The sequence below is a fragment of the Citrobacter sp. MGH100 genome, assembly GCF_001034465.1.
GTDB lineage: Bacteria > Pseudomonadota > Gammaproteobacteria > Enterobacterales > Enterobacteriaceae > Citrobacter > Citrobacter youngae.
The window spans coordinates 2062028-2076403 of sequence record NZ_KQ089800.1; the positions used below are offsets into that span (position 1 = coordinate 2062028).

Annotated in this window: 14 protein-coding genes; 12 read left to right on the forward strand and 2 right to left on the reverse strand. The window is 53.2% G+C overall.

All coding sequences use genetic code 11. The annotated features are described in order from the left end of the window. Nucleotides 1-34 precede the first annotated feature (34 nt). Nucleotides 35-517 carry a zinc ribbon-containing protein gene (locus SK32_RS09730; protein ID WP_005121423.1) on the reverse strand — a complete coding sequence of 161 codons (483 nt, stop codon included), beginning with the start codon at nt 515-517 and terminating at the stop codon, nt 35-37. Nucleotides 518-752: 235 nt separating this feature from the next. Here SK32_RS09730 and leuS point away from each other — a divergent pair, with 235 nt between their 5' ends. The 4 genes from leuS to nadD are packed head-to-tail and all read left to right on the forward strand — an operon-like array spanning nt 753 to nt 5617. Beyond that, complete coding sequence (gene leuS, locus SK32_RS09735; protein ID WP_086523620.1) at nt 753-3335, forward strand: leucine--tRNA ligase; 2583 nt, start codon at nt 753-755, stop codon at nt 3333-3335. 14 nt (nt 3336-3349) lie between these two features. Then, the gene (gene lptE, locus SK32_RS09740; protein ID WP_048212293.1) at nt 3350-3943 is read left to right on the forward strand and encodes an LPS assembly lipoprotein LptE; all 594 of its coding nucleotides are present in this window, start codon (nt 3350-3352) and stop codon (nt 3941-3943) included. Further along, nucleotides 3943-4974 (forward strand): DNA polymerase III subunit delta, encoded by a 1032-nt coding sequence (gene holA, locus SK32_RS09745; RefSeq protein WP_048212294.1) that lies wholly within the window; start codon nt 3943-3945, stop codon nt 4972-4974. The genes lptE and holA overlap by 1 nt, the downstream gene beginning before the upstream one ends. A 1-nt stretch (nt 4975) precedes the next feature. After that, nucleotides 4976-5617 carry a nicotinate-nucleotide adenylyltransferase gene (gene nadD / locus SK32_RS09750; protein WP_086523834.1) on the forward strand — a complete coding sequence of 214 codons (642 nt, stop codon included), beginning with the start codon at nt 4976-4978 and terminating at the stop codon, nt 5615-5617. Here nadD and cobD read toward each other — a convergent pair. Beyond that, on the reverse strand, nt 5592-6686 hold the full coding sequence (gene cobD / locus SK32_RS09755; protein ID WP_048212296.1) for a threonine-phosphate decarboxylase CobD: 1095 nt from the start codon (nt 6684-6686) through the stop codon (nt 5592-5594). The two genes, nadD and cobD, sit on opposite strands and share 26 nt — an antisense overlap. A 97-nt stretch (nt 6687-6783) precedes the next feature. On the opposite strand from cobD, the gene SK32_RS09760 reads away from it, so the two are divergent. The 8 genes from SK32_RS09760 (at nt 6784) to ybeD (ending at nt 14324) form a co-directional block, all read left to right on the forward strand. Next, nucleotides 6784-7395 carry an adenosylcobalamin/alpha-ribazole phosphatase gene (locus tag SK32_RS09760; protein ID WP_048212297.1) on the forward strand — a complete coding sequence of 204 codons (612 nt, stop codon included), beginning with the start codon at nt 6784-6786 and terminating at the stop codon, nt 7393-7395. A 255-nt stretch (nt 7396-7650) separates the two neighbouring features. After that, nucleotides 7651-7968 carry a ribosome silencing factor gene (gene rsfS / locus SK32_RS09765; RefSeq protein WP_003022728.1) on the forward strand — a complete coding sequence of 106 codons (318 nt, stop codon included), beginning with the start codon at nt 7651-7653 and terminating at the stop codon, nt 7966-7968. Nucleotides 7969-7971: 3 nt separating this feature from the next. Beyond that, nucleotides 7972-8439 carry a 23S rRNA (pseudouridine(1915)-N(3))-methyltransferase RlmH gene (gene rlmH / locus SK32_RS09770; protein ID WP_003022725.1) on the forward strand — a complete coding sequence of 156 codons (468 nt, stop codon included), beginning with the start codon at nt 7972-7974 and terminating at the stop codon, nt 8437-8439. Nucleotides 8440-8469: 30 nt separating this feature from the next. Beyond that, complete coding sequence (mrdA, locus tag SK32_RS09775; RefSeq protein WP_048212298.1) at nt 8470-10371, forward strand: peptidoglycan DD-transpeptidase MrdA; 1902 nt, start codon at nt 8470-8472, stop codon at nt 10369-10371. Between the two features lie 2 nt (nt 10372-10373). Continuing rightward, on the forward strand, nt 10374-11486 hold the full coding sequence (gene mrdB / locus SK32_RS09780; protein WP_003022718.1) for a peptidoglycan glycosyltransferase MrdB: 1113 nt from the start codon (nt 10374-10376) through the stop codon (nt 11484-11486). Nucleotides 11487-11496: 10 nt separating this feature from the next. Beyond that, a complete protein-coding gene (gene rlpA, locus SK32_RS09785; RefSeq protein ID WP_048212299.1) occupies nt 11497-12600 on the forward strand; it encodes an endolytic peptidoglycan transglycosylase RlpA in 1104 nt (367 codons plus the stop codon). A 142-nt stretch (nt 12601-12742) separates the two neighbouring features. Continuing rightward, the gene (gene dacA / locus SK32_RS09790) at nt 12743-13954 is read left to right on the forward strand and encodes a D-alanyl-D-alanine carboxypeptidase DacA (protein WP_048212300.1); all 1212 of its coding nucleotides are present in this window, start codon (nt 12743-12745) and stop codon (nt 13952-13954) included. 106 nt (nt 13955-14060) lie between these two features. Beyond that, a complete protein-coding gene (gene ybeD / locus SK32_RS09795; protein WP_000850547.1) occupies nt 14061-14324 on the forward strand; it encodes a DUF493 family protein YbeD in 264 nt (87 codons plus the stop codon). Nucleotides 14325-14376: the final 52 nt, after the last annotated feature.

Below are 14376 nucleotides of genomic sequence, written 5' to 3' on the forward strand. Positions count from 1 at the left end.
AATTACCGGATGGCAAATGCCATCCGGCAAAAAATCACGGCTCAAACGGTCGACGCTGGAACTGATCATGACCACATTTCGGACACAGCGGCAGCACATCCGGAGTGTACACCGCTAAATGGAAGTGACACTTCTCGCAGACCAGATTCCCCAACCCAACCACCTCGCCGCTGTGATAAACCCCATGATGACTGAGATCCTGGAACACTTCGCGCCATTCGAGCTGCGTTTTATCGGTAATATCGGCCAGTTCCTGCCAGATACTCTCCTTGATAACCCGCATAAAGACGCTGTCTGTCTCCTCATCGAGACTTTCTTCATAACTGAGTGCAAACTCTTCCAGATCGCGTCTGACGGCCCTTGTGAGTTCCTCCACCTCGGTTCGGGTTAACTCCCCGGTCTGCATAACTCGCTGACGCGCCTGCTCCACCAACGCGTCGATATCGCGTTCGCCGTTACGCAGACGTTCGCTGAGTGACGTCACCAGTTCACGGTAATATTGAGCAACCTTGTTCATCGCTTCGCCTCCTGGGTCGTTAACTGTCTATAATAATAGACGTTATTTACGCTACGCTTTGCAAGACTGTCCACAGAGTGTGTAAATTCGTGTCAGAATTATCCTTGCGGGAATTCAACGCTGAATGCGCGAAAGGCTGTTTTGACGCGGGCGTTTGGGCTATGCTATGCGGATCTGAAACACCACATCTAGAGCTACGTTTGTAGCTGTATTGAAAACAGGACCACTGGCTGCCATGCAAGAGCAATACCGCCCGGAAGAGATAGAATCCAAAGTACAGCTTCACTGGGATGAGAAGCGCACATTTGAAGTTACCGAAGACGAGAGCAAAGAGAAGTATTACTGCCTGTCTATGCTTCCCTATCCTTCTGGTCGACTACACATGGGCCACGTACGTAACTACACCATCGGTGACGTGATCGCCCGCTACCAGCGCATGCTGGGCAAAAACGTACTGCAGCCCATTGGCTGGGATGCGTTCGGCCTGCCTGCGGAAGGTGCGGCGGTAAAAAACAATACCGCGCCAGCACCGTGGACGTACGACAACATCGCGTACATGAAAAACCAGCTCAAAATGCTGGGCTTTGGTTACGACTGGAGCCGTGAGCTGGCGACCTGCACCCCGGAATATTACCGCTGGGAACAGAAGTTCTTCACCGAACTGTACAAAAAAGGTCTGGTATACAAGAAAACCTCTGCGGTGAACTGGTGCCCTAACGACCAGACCGTACTGGCGAACGAACAGGTTATTGACGGCTGCTGCTGGCGCTGCGATACCAAAGTTGAGCGTAAAGAGATCCCACAGTGGTTCATCAAAATCACCGCTTACGCTGACGAACTGCTGCGTGATCTGGATAACCTGGATCACTGGCCTGATACTGTTAAAACCATGCAGCGCAACTGGATTGGCCGCTCTGAAGGTGTAGAAATCACCTTCAACGTGAACGGTTACGACAACACGCTGACCGTCTACACCACCCGTCCGGATACCTTTATGGGTGCGACCTACCTGGCCGTTGCCGCAGGTCACCCGCTGGCGCAAAAAGCGGCGGCAAATAACCCGGAACTGGCTGCCTTCATTGACGAATGCCGTAACACCAAGGTTGCTGAAGCCGAAATGGCGACCATGGAGAAAAAAGGCGTCGATACCGGCTTTAAAGCGGTTCATCCGCTGACTGGCGAAGAAATCCCGGTTTGGGCGGCAAACTTCGTCCTAATGGAATACGGCACCGGTGCGGTGATGGCCGTTCCGGGTCACGATCAGCGCGACTACGAATTTGCCACCAAGTATGGCCTGTCCATCAAGCCGGTAATTCTGACTTCTGAAGGCGCAGAGCCGGATTTGTCCGAGCAGGCACTGACCGAAAAAGGCGTGCTGTTTAACTCCGGTGAGTTTGACGGCCTGGCCTTCGAAGACGCGTTCAACGCCATTGCCGACAAGCTGGTCGCTCTGGGTGTCGGTGAGCGTAAAGTTAACTACCGTCTGCGCGACTGGGGTGTTTCCCGTCAGCGTTACTGGGGGGCGCCAATTCCGATGGTGACGCTGGAAGACGGTACCGTACTGCCGACACCAGAAGATCAACTGCCGGTAATTCTGCCAGAAGATGTCGTCATGGACGGTATCACCAGCCCGATCAAAGCCGATCCGGAGTGGGCGAAAACCACCGTTAACGGTATGCCTGCCCTGCGTGAAACCGACACCTTCGATACCTTTATGGAGTCCTCCTGGTACTACGCGCGCTACACCTGCCCGCAGTACAACGAAGGCATGCTGGACCCAGAAGCGGCAAACTACTGGCTGCCGGTTGATATCTACATTGGCGGTATTGAACACGCCATCATGCACCTGCTCTACTTCCGCTTCTTCCACAAACTGATGCGCGACGCGGGCATGGTCAACTCTGACGAACCGGCTAAACAGCTGCTGTGTCAGGGAATGGTGCTGGCCGATGCGTTCTACTACGTTGGCGCAAACGGCGAACGCAACTGGGTTTCTCCGGTTGACGCCATCGTTGAGCGCGACGAAAAAGGTCGTATCGTTAAGGCGAAGGATGCTGAAGGCCATGAACTGGTGTATACCGGCATGAGCAAAATGTCCAAGTCCAAAAACAACGGTATCGACCCGCAGGTCATGGTTGAACGTTACGGCGCGGACACCGTGCGTCTGTTCATGATGTTCGCCTCTCCGGCTGATATGACACTGGAATGGCAGGAATCCGGCGTAGAAGGGGCAAACCGCTTCCTGAAGCGTGTCTGGAAACTGGTTTATGAGCACACTTCACAGGGTGATGCTCCGGCGCTGAACGTTGCTGCACTGACGGAAGATCAAAAAGCGCTGCGTCGCGACGTGCACAAAACCATTGCTAAAGTGACTGATGATATCGGTCGCCGTCAGACCTTTAACACCGCAATTGCGGCGATTATGGAACTGATGAACAAGCTGGCGAAAGCACCGCAGGAAGACGAGCAGGACCGTGCCCTGATGCAGGAAGCGCTGCTGGCCGTTGTACGCATGCTCAACCCGTTCACCCCACACGTTTGCTTCACCCTGTGGCAGGCGCTGAAAGGCGAAGGCGATATCGACAATGCGCCGTGGCCGGTAGCTGATGACGCCGCAATGGTTGAAGACTCAACGCTGGTTGTGGTTCAGGTAAACGGCAAAGTACGTGGCAAAATCACCGTTCCGGTAAACGCCACTGAAGAGCAGGTTCGTGAACGTGCTGGCCAGGAGCCTCTGGTGGCAAAATATCTTGATGGCGTTACCGTACGTAAAGTGATTTATGTACCGGGTAAACTCCTCAATCTGGTCGTTGGCTAAGCGCGGGAGGAAGCGTGCGATTTCTGACAACATTGTTGTTATCTCTGGCGGTGCTGGTCACCGCCGGGTGTGGCTGGCATCTGCGTAGTACTACGCAGGTTCCCCCCACGATGAAAACCATGATTCTGGTCACGGGTGATCCGAACGGCCCGTTAAGCCGGGCGGTGCGTAATCAGTTGCGTTTGAATGGCGTTACACTGCTGGAAGACAGCTCAACGCGCAAAGACGTTCCGTCCTTACGCCTTGGCGCGGTCAGCATTTCGCAGGATACCGCCTCCGTGTTCCAGAACGGTCAAACCGCTGAATACCAGATGGTGATGTCCGTGAGTGCTTCAGTCCTGATCCCGGGCCATGATATTTACCCGATCAGCGCTAAAGTCTATCGTTCATTCTTCGACAACCCGCAAGCGGCACTGGCGAAGGATAACGAGCAGGAGATGATCGTTAAAGAGATGTACGACAAGGCGGCCGAGCAGTTGATTCGTAAACTGCCAAGCGTACATATTGCTGATGTTCAGTCATCCGGCGATGACGTCGAGCCTGCAGTGAAAACTGCAGCGCCAGCGTCCTCCTCTCCGGCGCGTGTTTCCACCACGCTGGGTAACTGATGCTCAAGTTGTACCCTGAACAACTCCGCGCACAGCTCAATGAAGGGCTGCGCGCGGCGTATTTACTCTTAGGTAACGATCCCCTCTTATTGCAGGAAAGCCAGGATGCCATCCGCCAGACTGCCGCAACGCAAGGGTTCGAAGAACACCACGCTTTCACCCTGGACAACAGCACCGACTGGGGGGAAATTTTTTCACTCTGCCAGGCGATGAGCCTGTTTGCCAGCCGTCAAACGTTACTCCTGCAGCTGCCAGAAAATGGCCCCAATACCGCCATTAACGAACAACTTGCCTCGCTCGTCACACTGCTACATGACGATCTGCTGCTTATTGTTCGTGGTAACAAGCTGACCAAAGCCCAGGAAAACGCCGCATGGTATACCGGACTGGCGAATAACGCGGTACTGGTCAGTTGCCAGACACCTGAACAGGCACAGCTTCCGCGTTGGGTAGCCGCAAGGGCGAAACATCATAATCTGCAGTTGGATGACGCCGCCAACCAACTCTTATGCTATTGCTACGAAGGCAATCTGCTAGCGTTAGCGCAGGCGCTGGAGCGGTTGTCGCTACTTTGGCCTGACGGTAAATTAACATTGCCTCGTGTGGAGCAAGCCGTTAACGATGCCGCGCACTTTACCCCGTTTCACTGGGTGGACGCGCTGCTGATGGGCAAAAGCAAACGCGCGCTGCATATTCTGCAACAGCTCCGTCTTGAAGGCAGTGAACCCGTTATTTTGTTACGTACTCTGCAGCGGGAATTATTACTGCTGGTGAACCTGAAACGGCAGTCGGCCCATACCCCATTACGGGCATTGTTTGACAAACATCGGGTATGGCAAAATCGCCGTGGCATGATGGGAGAAGCGTTAAACCGACTGACTCCCACGCAGTTACGTCAGGCGGTCACGCTGTTAACACGTACGGAAATTACGCTTAAACAAGACTATGGTCAGTCAGTGTGGGCAGAGCTTGAGGGACTTTCCCTGTTGCTTTGCCATAAATCACTGGCAGATGTTTTTATTGATGGTTGATATGAAATCATTGCAGGCTCTGTTCGGCGGCACCTTTGATCCGGTGCATTATGGTCATCTGAAACCCGTTGAAATTCTGGCTAATCTGATTGGCCTCTCTCGGGTCATTGTCATGCCCAATAACGTGCCACCACATCGTGCGCAACCGGAAGCCTCCAGCGCCCAGCGTAAACATATGCTTGAGCTGGCCATTGCCGACAAACCTTTGTTTTCACTGGATGAACGCGAGCTAAAACGCGATACCGCCTCGTACACCGCGCAAACGCTGCAAGAGTGGCGTGTGGAACAAGGCCCGGATGCACCGCTGGCATTCATTATTGGTCAGGATTCACTGCTGACCTTTCCTTCCTGGCATGACTACGACACGATTCTGGACAACACCCATCTTATCGTGTGTCGACGTCCGGGTTACCCGCTCGAAATGGCACAGGAACAGCACCAGCAGTGGCTGGAAAATCATCTGACCCATACGGCAGATGATCTGCATAATCTGCCGGCAGGTAAGATTTACCTTGCCGAAACGCCGTGGTTCAATATCTCCGCCACGCTTATCCGCGAACGCCTGGAAAAAGGCGAGCCGTGCGACGACTTACTGCCACGCGCCGTGCTCGACTATATCAACCAGCAGGGTTTGTACCGCTAAGCGTGTTGTTTAACGCCGCCAACAGGCGGTCATTTTCGTCCTTACTGCGAACAGCAACCCGGTAATAACGCGCGTCCAGGCCAGGGTAATTGGCACAACTGCGGATCAAAACATGTTGTTCCAGCAGTGATTTTTGCAAATCGATATCCGGTCGATCGCAGCGTAACAGCCGATAGTTAGCCCGACCGGGATAGACTGTCAGGCCGGGCAGTGTTTGCAATTGTTGATCAAATCGCTGTCCTTCCTGTGCCAGCCATTGCCACGTCGCCTGCTGGTAGGCGCTATCGCTAAGAATCATCTCTCCCGCCAGCGCGGCAAATGCGTTAATTGACCACGGCATTTGTCGGCTGCGCATCCGTGCCACGGCCTGTTCATCGCTATTGACCAGATAACCCAGTCGCAACCCCGGTATCGCATAGAACTTGGTCAGCGAGCGAAGAACCCAAATGTGCGGATTCTCTTGTAGCCGCGGAATAAAACCCTCCTCCCCGGCAATAAAATCGATAAAGGCTTCATCCAGAATCAAGGTAATCCCCAATTCAGCGCAGCGCGTTGCTATCGCAGCAAGCAGATGACCATCGGGCAATAGCCCTGTAGGGTTGTTGGGCGTACAGAGAAAAAGGCAGTCCAGCTCTGGCGTTAACACATCAAGGATCGTGGCGGTGAGCTGCCAGCCATCCTCCTCGCGCAGCGCAAATTCATGGATCGCACATTCTCCCCATTCCAGCGCCCGGCGGTATTCAGCAAATCCAGGGGCAACAATCATCGCATGACGCGGCTTGAGCCCATTAACCAGGGTGAAGATAGATTCTGTTTCGCCATTCCCCGCGAGGATCCACGAAACAGGTATCTGGTGATGCTGCGCCAGCGCCGCATGCAACTGGGTGTAGTCAACGTCCGGGTAGCATTCAGCCCTGTCCAGATTGTCGATAAGCGCGCATTTTAAGGTTGCGGGCATACCCAGCGGGTTAATATTCGCGCTAAAATCCAGCAATTGCTCAGGCGGGATGCCCAACAATGCGGCGGCTTCTCGGGTATTACCGCCGTGCGCGCTCTTCAATAAAGACATCGTGCCGCTCCAGTTAAAAAGGGGTATTTTATTGAAAAAATCTCTGCGCAATCAGGGCAAGCATCATATTTTGTGCGAATAGCCCCAAGAGGAAAAAATGAGACTCTGGTTAGTACGTCACGGAGAAACCGAAGCCAATGTCGCTGGGCTATACAGCGGTCATGCCCCAACACCGCTAACGGAACGGGGGATTGCTCAGGCGCAATCACTGAGTGGACTGCTACACAATGTCCCTTTCGACAACGTTCTGTGCAGCGAGCTGGAGCGTGCCCACCATACAACGCAGTTGATCTTAGGCGATCGCGAGATTCCTGTGCGTATCATGCCTGAACTTAATGAGATGTTCTTTGGCGACTGGGAAATGCGCCATCATCGCGATCTTGCGCGTGAAGACGCTGAAAATTATGCCATATGGTGTAACGACTGGCAGAATGCGACCCCAACCAACGGTGAAGGATTCCAGGCATTTTCACAGCGTGTTGAACGTTTCATTGCTCAGCTTGCTGATTACAAAGACAGTCAAAATCTGTTGGTGGTAAGTCATCAGGGCGTGCTGAGCGTGCTGGTGGCCCGGCTGCTGTCCATGCCCGCGGCCGCCATGTGGCACTTTCGCATCGAACAGGGATGCTGGAGTGCCATTGATTTTTGTGACGACTTTGCAGTTCTGAAAGTTCTCAATAGTCGCGCCGTGTGGCACGAGGGTGAGTGAATGCACTGTTTTTTCTGCCGAAGGGCCTCTCTCCCATTGACACCCTATGACAGGCTGCTATTCTCCGCAACCTGACTTTTCCCGCCTTTCAGAGCTTTGCAGAAATTGTTTTACAAAAATGGCGATGCATTCTGTTGCGTGGGGTGGGATGATAGCGCACCTCAAAAGCGCTTTCGGAGACATTTGTCCCGATATCGCCTCTGGTTCAGGTATACTAACAGACGTTTTTAACTCTTTTTCACCCAGGGGGAACACTTGCAGGGTAAAGCACTCCAGGATTTTGTAATCGACAAAATTGATGACCTGAAAGGTCAAGACATCATCGCCTTAGATGTTCAGGGCAAATCCAGTATCACCGATTGCATGATTATCTGCACTGGCACGTCCAGCCGCCATGTCATGTCTATCGCCGATCACGTTGTTCAGGAGTCTCGCACCGCCGGTCTGCTGCCGCTTGGCGTAGAAGGCGAAAACGTAGCTGACTGGATCGTCGTCGATCTTGGTGATGTGATTGTCCACGTGATGCAGGAAGAAAGCCGTCGCCTGTATGAACTGGAAAAACTCTGGAGTTAATGCGTGAAGCTGCAACTTGTCGCTGTGGGTACGAAAATGCCTGACTGGGTGCAAACCGGCTTTACGGAGTACCTGCGCCGGTTTCCGAAAGACATGCCCTTTGAGCTGATCGAAATCCCGGCAGGAAAACGCGGCAAGAACGCGGACATTAAGCGCATTCTCGACAAAGAGGGTGAACAGATGCTGGCCGCCGCAGGCAAAAACCGCATCGTCACCCTTGATATCCCAGGAAAACCCTGGGACACGCCACAACTGGCGACCGAGCTGGAACGCTGGAAACTGGATGGTCGTGACGTCAGTCTGTTGATTGGCGGACCGGAAGGACTGTCCCCCGCCTGTAAAGCGGCAGCGGAGCAAAGCTGGTCACTCTCTGCATTAACCCTTCCCCACCCTCTTGTCCGGGTGCTGGTCGCAGAGAGTTTGTACAGGGCGTGGAGCATTACCACCAACCATCCTTATCACCGTGAGTGATCATTGATTCTTGAGTAGATTAAGCAGCGGATGAAACTACAGAATTCTTTTCGCGACTATACGGCTGAGTCCGCGCTGTTTGTGCGCCGGGCGCTGGTCGCTTTTTTGGGGATTTTGCTGCTCACTGGCGTGCTAATCGCCAATCTTTATAATCTGCAAATCGTTCGCTTTACTGATTATCAGACCCGTTCGAACGAGAACCGCATCAAACTGGTGCCTATCGCCCCCAGCCGCGGCATCATTTATGACCGCAACGGAATTCCCCTCGCCCTTAACCGCACCATTTATCAGATAGAAATGATGCCGGAAAAGGTCGACAACATTCAGGATACGCTCGACGCGCTGCGTAACGTCGTCGATCTGACGGACGATGACATTGCCGCCTTCAAAAAAGAGCGCGCCCGTTCACACCGCTTCACCTCTATTCCGGTAAAAACCAACCTGACTGAAGTTCAGGTCGCACGCTTTGCCGTGAATCAGTATCGTTTTCCTGGCGTCGAAGTTAAAGGCTATAAACGCCGCTATTACCCCTACGGCTCTGCACTGACCCACGTGATCGGCTACGTATCGAAGATCAACGATAAAGACGTTGAACGCCTGGATAAAGACGGCAAGCTGGCCAACTACGCGGCGACGCACGACATCGGTAAGCTGGGTATTGAACGTTATTACGAAGACGTACTTCATGGTCAAACCGGTTATGAAGAGGTTGAAGTCAATAACCGCGGCCGCGTTATTCGCCAGCTTAAAGAAGTGGCGCCGCAGGCCGGGCACGATATCTATCTGACGCTTGATTTGAAACTCCAGCAATACATTGAAACGCTGCTGGCGGGTAGCCGTGCCGCCGTCGTGGTCACAGACCCGCGTACTGGCGGTGTCCTGGCACTGGTCTCTATGCCAAGCTATGACCCGAACCTGTTCGTGGACGGCATCTCCAGCAAAGATTATTCCGGGTTACTCAATGACCCCAATACCCCACTGGTTAACCGCGCCACTCAAGGCGTTTACCCTCCGGCGTCCACGGTTAAACCTTATGTGGCGGTCTCTGCGTTAAGCGCAGGCGTTATTACCCGCAATACCGGGCTATTTGATCCGGGCTGGTGGCAATTACCCGGTTCAGAGAAACGTTACCGTGACTGGAAAAAATGGGGTCACGGTCATCTGAACATCACCCGTTCTCTGGAAGAGTCCGCTGATACGTTTTTCTATCAAATCGCCTATGATATGGGGATTGACCGTCTTTCTGAGTGGATGAGCAAATTTGGTTACGGCCATTATACGGGCATCGATCTCGCTGAAGAGCGCGCGGGTAACATGCCAACCCGCGAGTGGAAGCAAAAACGGTTTAAAAAGCCCTGGTACCAGGGTGATACAATCCCTGTCGGTATCGGTCAGGGCTACTGGACAGCAACACCTATCCAGATGAGTAAAGCGCTGATGATCCTCATCAACGACGGCATGGTGAAAGTCCCTCATCTGCTGATGAGCACAGCGGAAAACGGCAAGCAAGTGCCGTGGGTACAGCCACATGAGCCTCCTGTCGGTGACATTCATTCTGGCTACTGGGAAATCGCCAAAGACGGTATGTACGGTGTAGCGAATCGCCCTAATGGGACTGCGCACAAGTATTTTGCTGGCGCACCCTACAAAATTGCGGCGAAATCCGGTACCGCGCAGGTATTTGGCCTGAAAGCCAATGAAACCTATAACGCACATAAGATCGCCGAACGTTTACGTGACCACAAACTGATGACTGCATTCGCGCCCTATGACAAACCCGAGGTCGCTGTCGCGATGATCCTCGAAAACGGTGGGGCCGGTCCGGCTGTAGGTACACTCATGCGCCAGATCCTTGACCACATTATGTTGGGTGACAACAACACCAATCTGCCTGCTGAAAACCCGGCGGTTGCAGCAGGTGAGGACCAATAATCGTGACGGATAATCCGAACAAAAAAACATTCTGGGACAAAATTCATATCGATCCCACAATGTTGCTTATCTTGCTGGCTCTGCTGGTCTACAGCTCGCTGGTCATCTGGAGCGCCAGCGGCCAGGATATTGGCATGATGGAACGTAAGGTCGGCCAGATCGCTATGGGGCTGGTCATCATGGTGGTGATGGCGCAAATTCCTCCCAGAGTCTATGAAGGTTGGGCGCCGTACCTCTATATCTTCTGTATCATCCTGTTGGTTGCTGTCGATGCCTTCGGCGCCATTTCCAAAGGCGCACAACGTTGGCTGGATTTGGGAATCGTGCGTTTTCAGCCCTCGGAAATCGCCAAGATAGCCGTCCCGCTGATGGTGGCGCGCTTTATCAACCGCGATGTCTGCCCACCTTCGCTGAAGAATACGGCTATAGCTCTGGTGCTCATTTTTATGCCCACGCTGCTGGTTGCCGCGCAGCCTGACCTCGGCACCTCAATCCTGGTTGCGCTTTCCGGCCTGTTTGTCTTGTTCCTCTCCGGCTTGAGCTGGCGTTTAATCGGCGTTGCTGTGGTTCTGGTGGCCGCATTTATTCCAATACTGTGGTTCTTCCTGATGCATGATTACCAGCGACAACGCGTGATGATGCTTCTCGACCCGGAAACCGATCCGCTGGGCGCGGGCTATCACATTATTCAGTCTAAAATTGCTATTGGTTCAGGTGGGCTACGCGGCAAAGGCTGGTTGCATGGTACGCAGTCGCAGTTGGAGTTTTTGCCCGAACGTCATACTGACTTTATCTTTGCAGTACTGGCGGAAGAGCTGGGTCTGGTAGGGATTTTAATCCTGCTTGCCCTGTACATTTTGCTGATTATGCGCGGATTGTGGATCGCGGCCCACGCACAAACGACCTTTGGTCGCGTCATGGCCGGTGGTTTAATGTTGATATTATTCGTTTATGTCTTCGTAAATATTGGTATGGTGAGCGGTATTCTGCCTGTAGTTGGGGTTCCACTCCCACTGGTCAGTTACGGAGGCTCTGCACTGATCGTGCTGATGGCCGGGTTCGGGATTGTCATGTCGATCCACACCCATAGAAAAATGTTGTCAAAAAGCGTGTAAGGGGTACGCAATGCGTAAGCAGTGGATTGGAATCTGCATCGCAGCAGGAATGCTCGCGGCGTGTTCAGGTGATGATGGTCAGCAACAGGCTGCCGTCGCGCCGCAACCTGCGGTGTGTAATGGTCCGATTGTTGAAATCAGCGGAGCCGATCCGCGTTTTGAACCCCTGAACCCAACGGCGAATCAGGACTATCAGCGTGACGGTAAGAGCTACAAGATAGTCCAGGATCCCTCCCGCTTTAGCCAGGCTGGACTGGCCGCCATTTACGATGCGGAGCCAGGAAGTAATTTGACCGCATCAGGTGAAGCGTTCGACCCGATGCAGCTGACTGCTGCGCACCCGACGCTGCCCATTCCAAGCTATGCCAGAATTACTAACCTGGCAAACGGTCGAATGATCGTCGTACGCATTAACGATCGTGGCCCATATGGCAACGATCGCGTCGTTTCGCTGTCGCGAGCAGCAGCCGATCGTCTGAACACATCTAACAACACGAAAGTGCGTATCGATCCTATCATTGTCGCACAGGATGGTTCTCTGTCCGGCCCAGGTATGGCCTGTACGACAGTGGCCAAACAAACCTATGCCCTGCCCTCTCGCCCTGATTTAAGCGGCGGTGGCAGCATGCCTGCTACACCGGATGCGGGTCAGCCGCAAGGAGATATCCGCCCGATCAGCAATTCCACGCTGAAAAGCGATGACCCTACCGGAGCACCAGTAAACAGCGGTGGATTCCTCGGTGCGCCGACTACGCTCGCTTCCGGCGTGCTTGAAGGTAGCGAACCGACGCCAGCGCCACAACCGGCTGCCCCTGTGACTGCGCCAGCCACAACACCGACTGTCGCAGCAGCACCAGCCGTCGCCGTTGCCACTCCAGCAGCTGCAGCCAACGGTCGTTACGTCGTTCAGGTTGGTGCGGTAAGCGAGCAGGCGCGTGCACAGCAGTATCAAAAGCGTTTAAGTCAGCAGTTTGGCGTTCCGGGCCGGGTTGTGCAAAACGGTGCCGTTTGGCGTATTCAGATGGGGCCATTCGCCAGCAAGGCTGAAGCCTCCACACTGCAGCAGCGTCTGCAATCCGAGGCGCAATTACAGTCCTTCATCACCGGCGTGTAATAACGTAAACCAGGCATCTGAATTGTCAATTTCTGTAAATGACATTAACAAAGTCACGCGGAAAGTCAGATGCCTGCCAGTTATGCATTTGCTATAGTAGGGCACTTTTTTTAATTTCACCACGGACGTCGTAGTTCAGACCATGAAGACCACTTTTTCCGCTCGTTTCGTGCAGCGCATGGCGCTCACCGCGGCTCTCTGCGCAGCCTCTCTTTCTGCTGCCCATGCAGATGACCTGAATATTAAAACCATGATCCCGGGTGTTCCGCAGATCGATGCGGAGTCGTATATCCTGATTGACTACAATTCAGGCAAAGTTCTCGCAGAACAAAATGCGGACTCTCGCCGTGACCCCGCCAGCCTGACCAAAATGATGACCAGCTACGTCATCGGCCAGGCGATGAAAGCCGGGAAATTCAAAGAAACCGATCTGGTCACCGTCGGCAACGACGCCTGGGCTACGGGCAACCCGGTGTTTAAAGGTTCATCGCTGATGTTCCTCAAACCTGGCATGCAGGTTCCTGTTTCTCAATTGATCCGTGGTATTAACCTGCAATCAGGGAACGATGCTTGCGTGGCAATGGCGGACTTCGCAGCCGGAAGCCAGGATGCTTTCGTCGGTCTGATGAACAGCTATGTGAATGCGCTGGGCCTGAAAAACACCCACTTCCAGACCGTTCATGGTCTCGATGCTGACGGTCAGTACAGCTCGGCCCGTGACATGGCACTGATTGGTCAGGCGCTAATTCGCGACGTGCCCAACGAATACTCTATCTATAAAGAAAAAGAGTTCACCTTTAACGGTATCCGCCAGCTCAACCGTAACGGTCTGCTGTGGGATAACAGCCTGAATGTTGACGGTATCAAAACCGGCCACACTGACAAAGCTGGCTACAACCTCGTTGCATCCGCAACCGAAGGCCAGATGCGTCTGATCTCCGCCGTGATGGGTGGTCGCACCTATAAAGGCCGCGAAACTGAAAGTAAAAAACTGCTGACCTGGGGCTTCCGTTTCTTTGAAACCGTGAACCCGTTGAAAGTCGGCAAAGAGTTTGCTTCAGAACCGGCCTGGTTTGGTAATACCGATCGTGCGTCATTAGGTGTCGATAAAGACGTGTACCTGACTATTCCACGCGGCCGCATGAAAGATCTGAAAGCCAGCTATGTTCTGAACACCACAGAACTGCATGCACCGCTGCAGAAAAACCAGGTTGTCGGCACCATCAACTTCCAGCTTGATGGCAAAACCATTGAACAGCGTCCGCTGGTGGTTCTGCAGGAAATCCCGGAAGGCAACTTCTTTGGTAAAATCATTGATTACATTAAATTAATGTTCCATCACTGGTTTGGCTAAAAATCGAACACTTGAAAGTGTGATTTACGTCCCCATATACTAGGTATCCAGATAACTCCCACGCGCCGTGGGAGTTATTATTTTTTGATGTAACGCCGGAGCTGACATGAAAACCAAACTTAACGAACTGCTTGAATTCCCTACTCCATTTACTTACAAAGTAATGGGGCAGGCGTTGCCTGAGCTGGTTGATCAGGTGGTTGAAGTGGTACAGCGCCATGCGCCAGGTGATTACTCCCCAACGGTAAAACCGAGCAGCAAAGGCAATTACCACTCGGTCTCTATCACTATTAATGCGACACACATTGAGCAAGTTGAAACACTGTACGAAGAATTAGGTAATATCGATATCGTACGTATGGTGCTGTAAAAGCCTGTCGGTTACCCGCTGCATCCCCGCTCGGGTAACCCCTCCCCCCTGT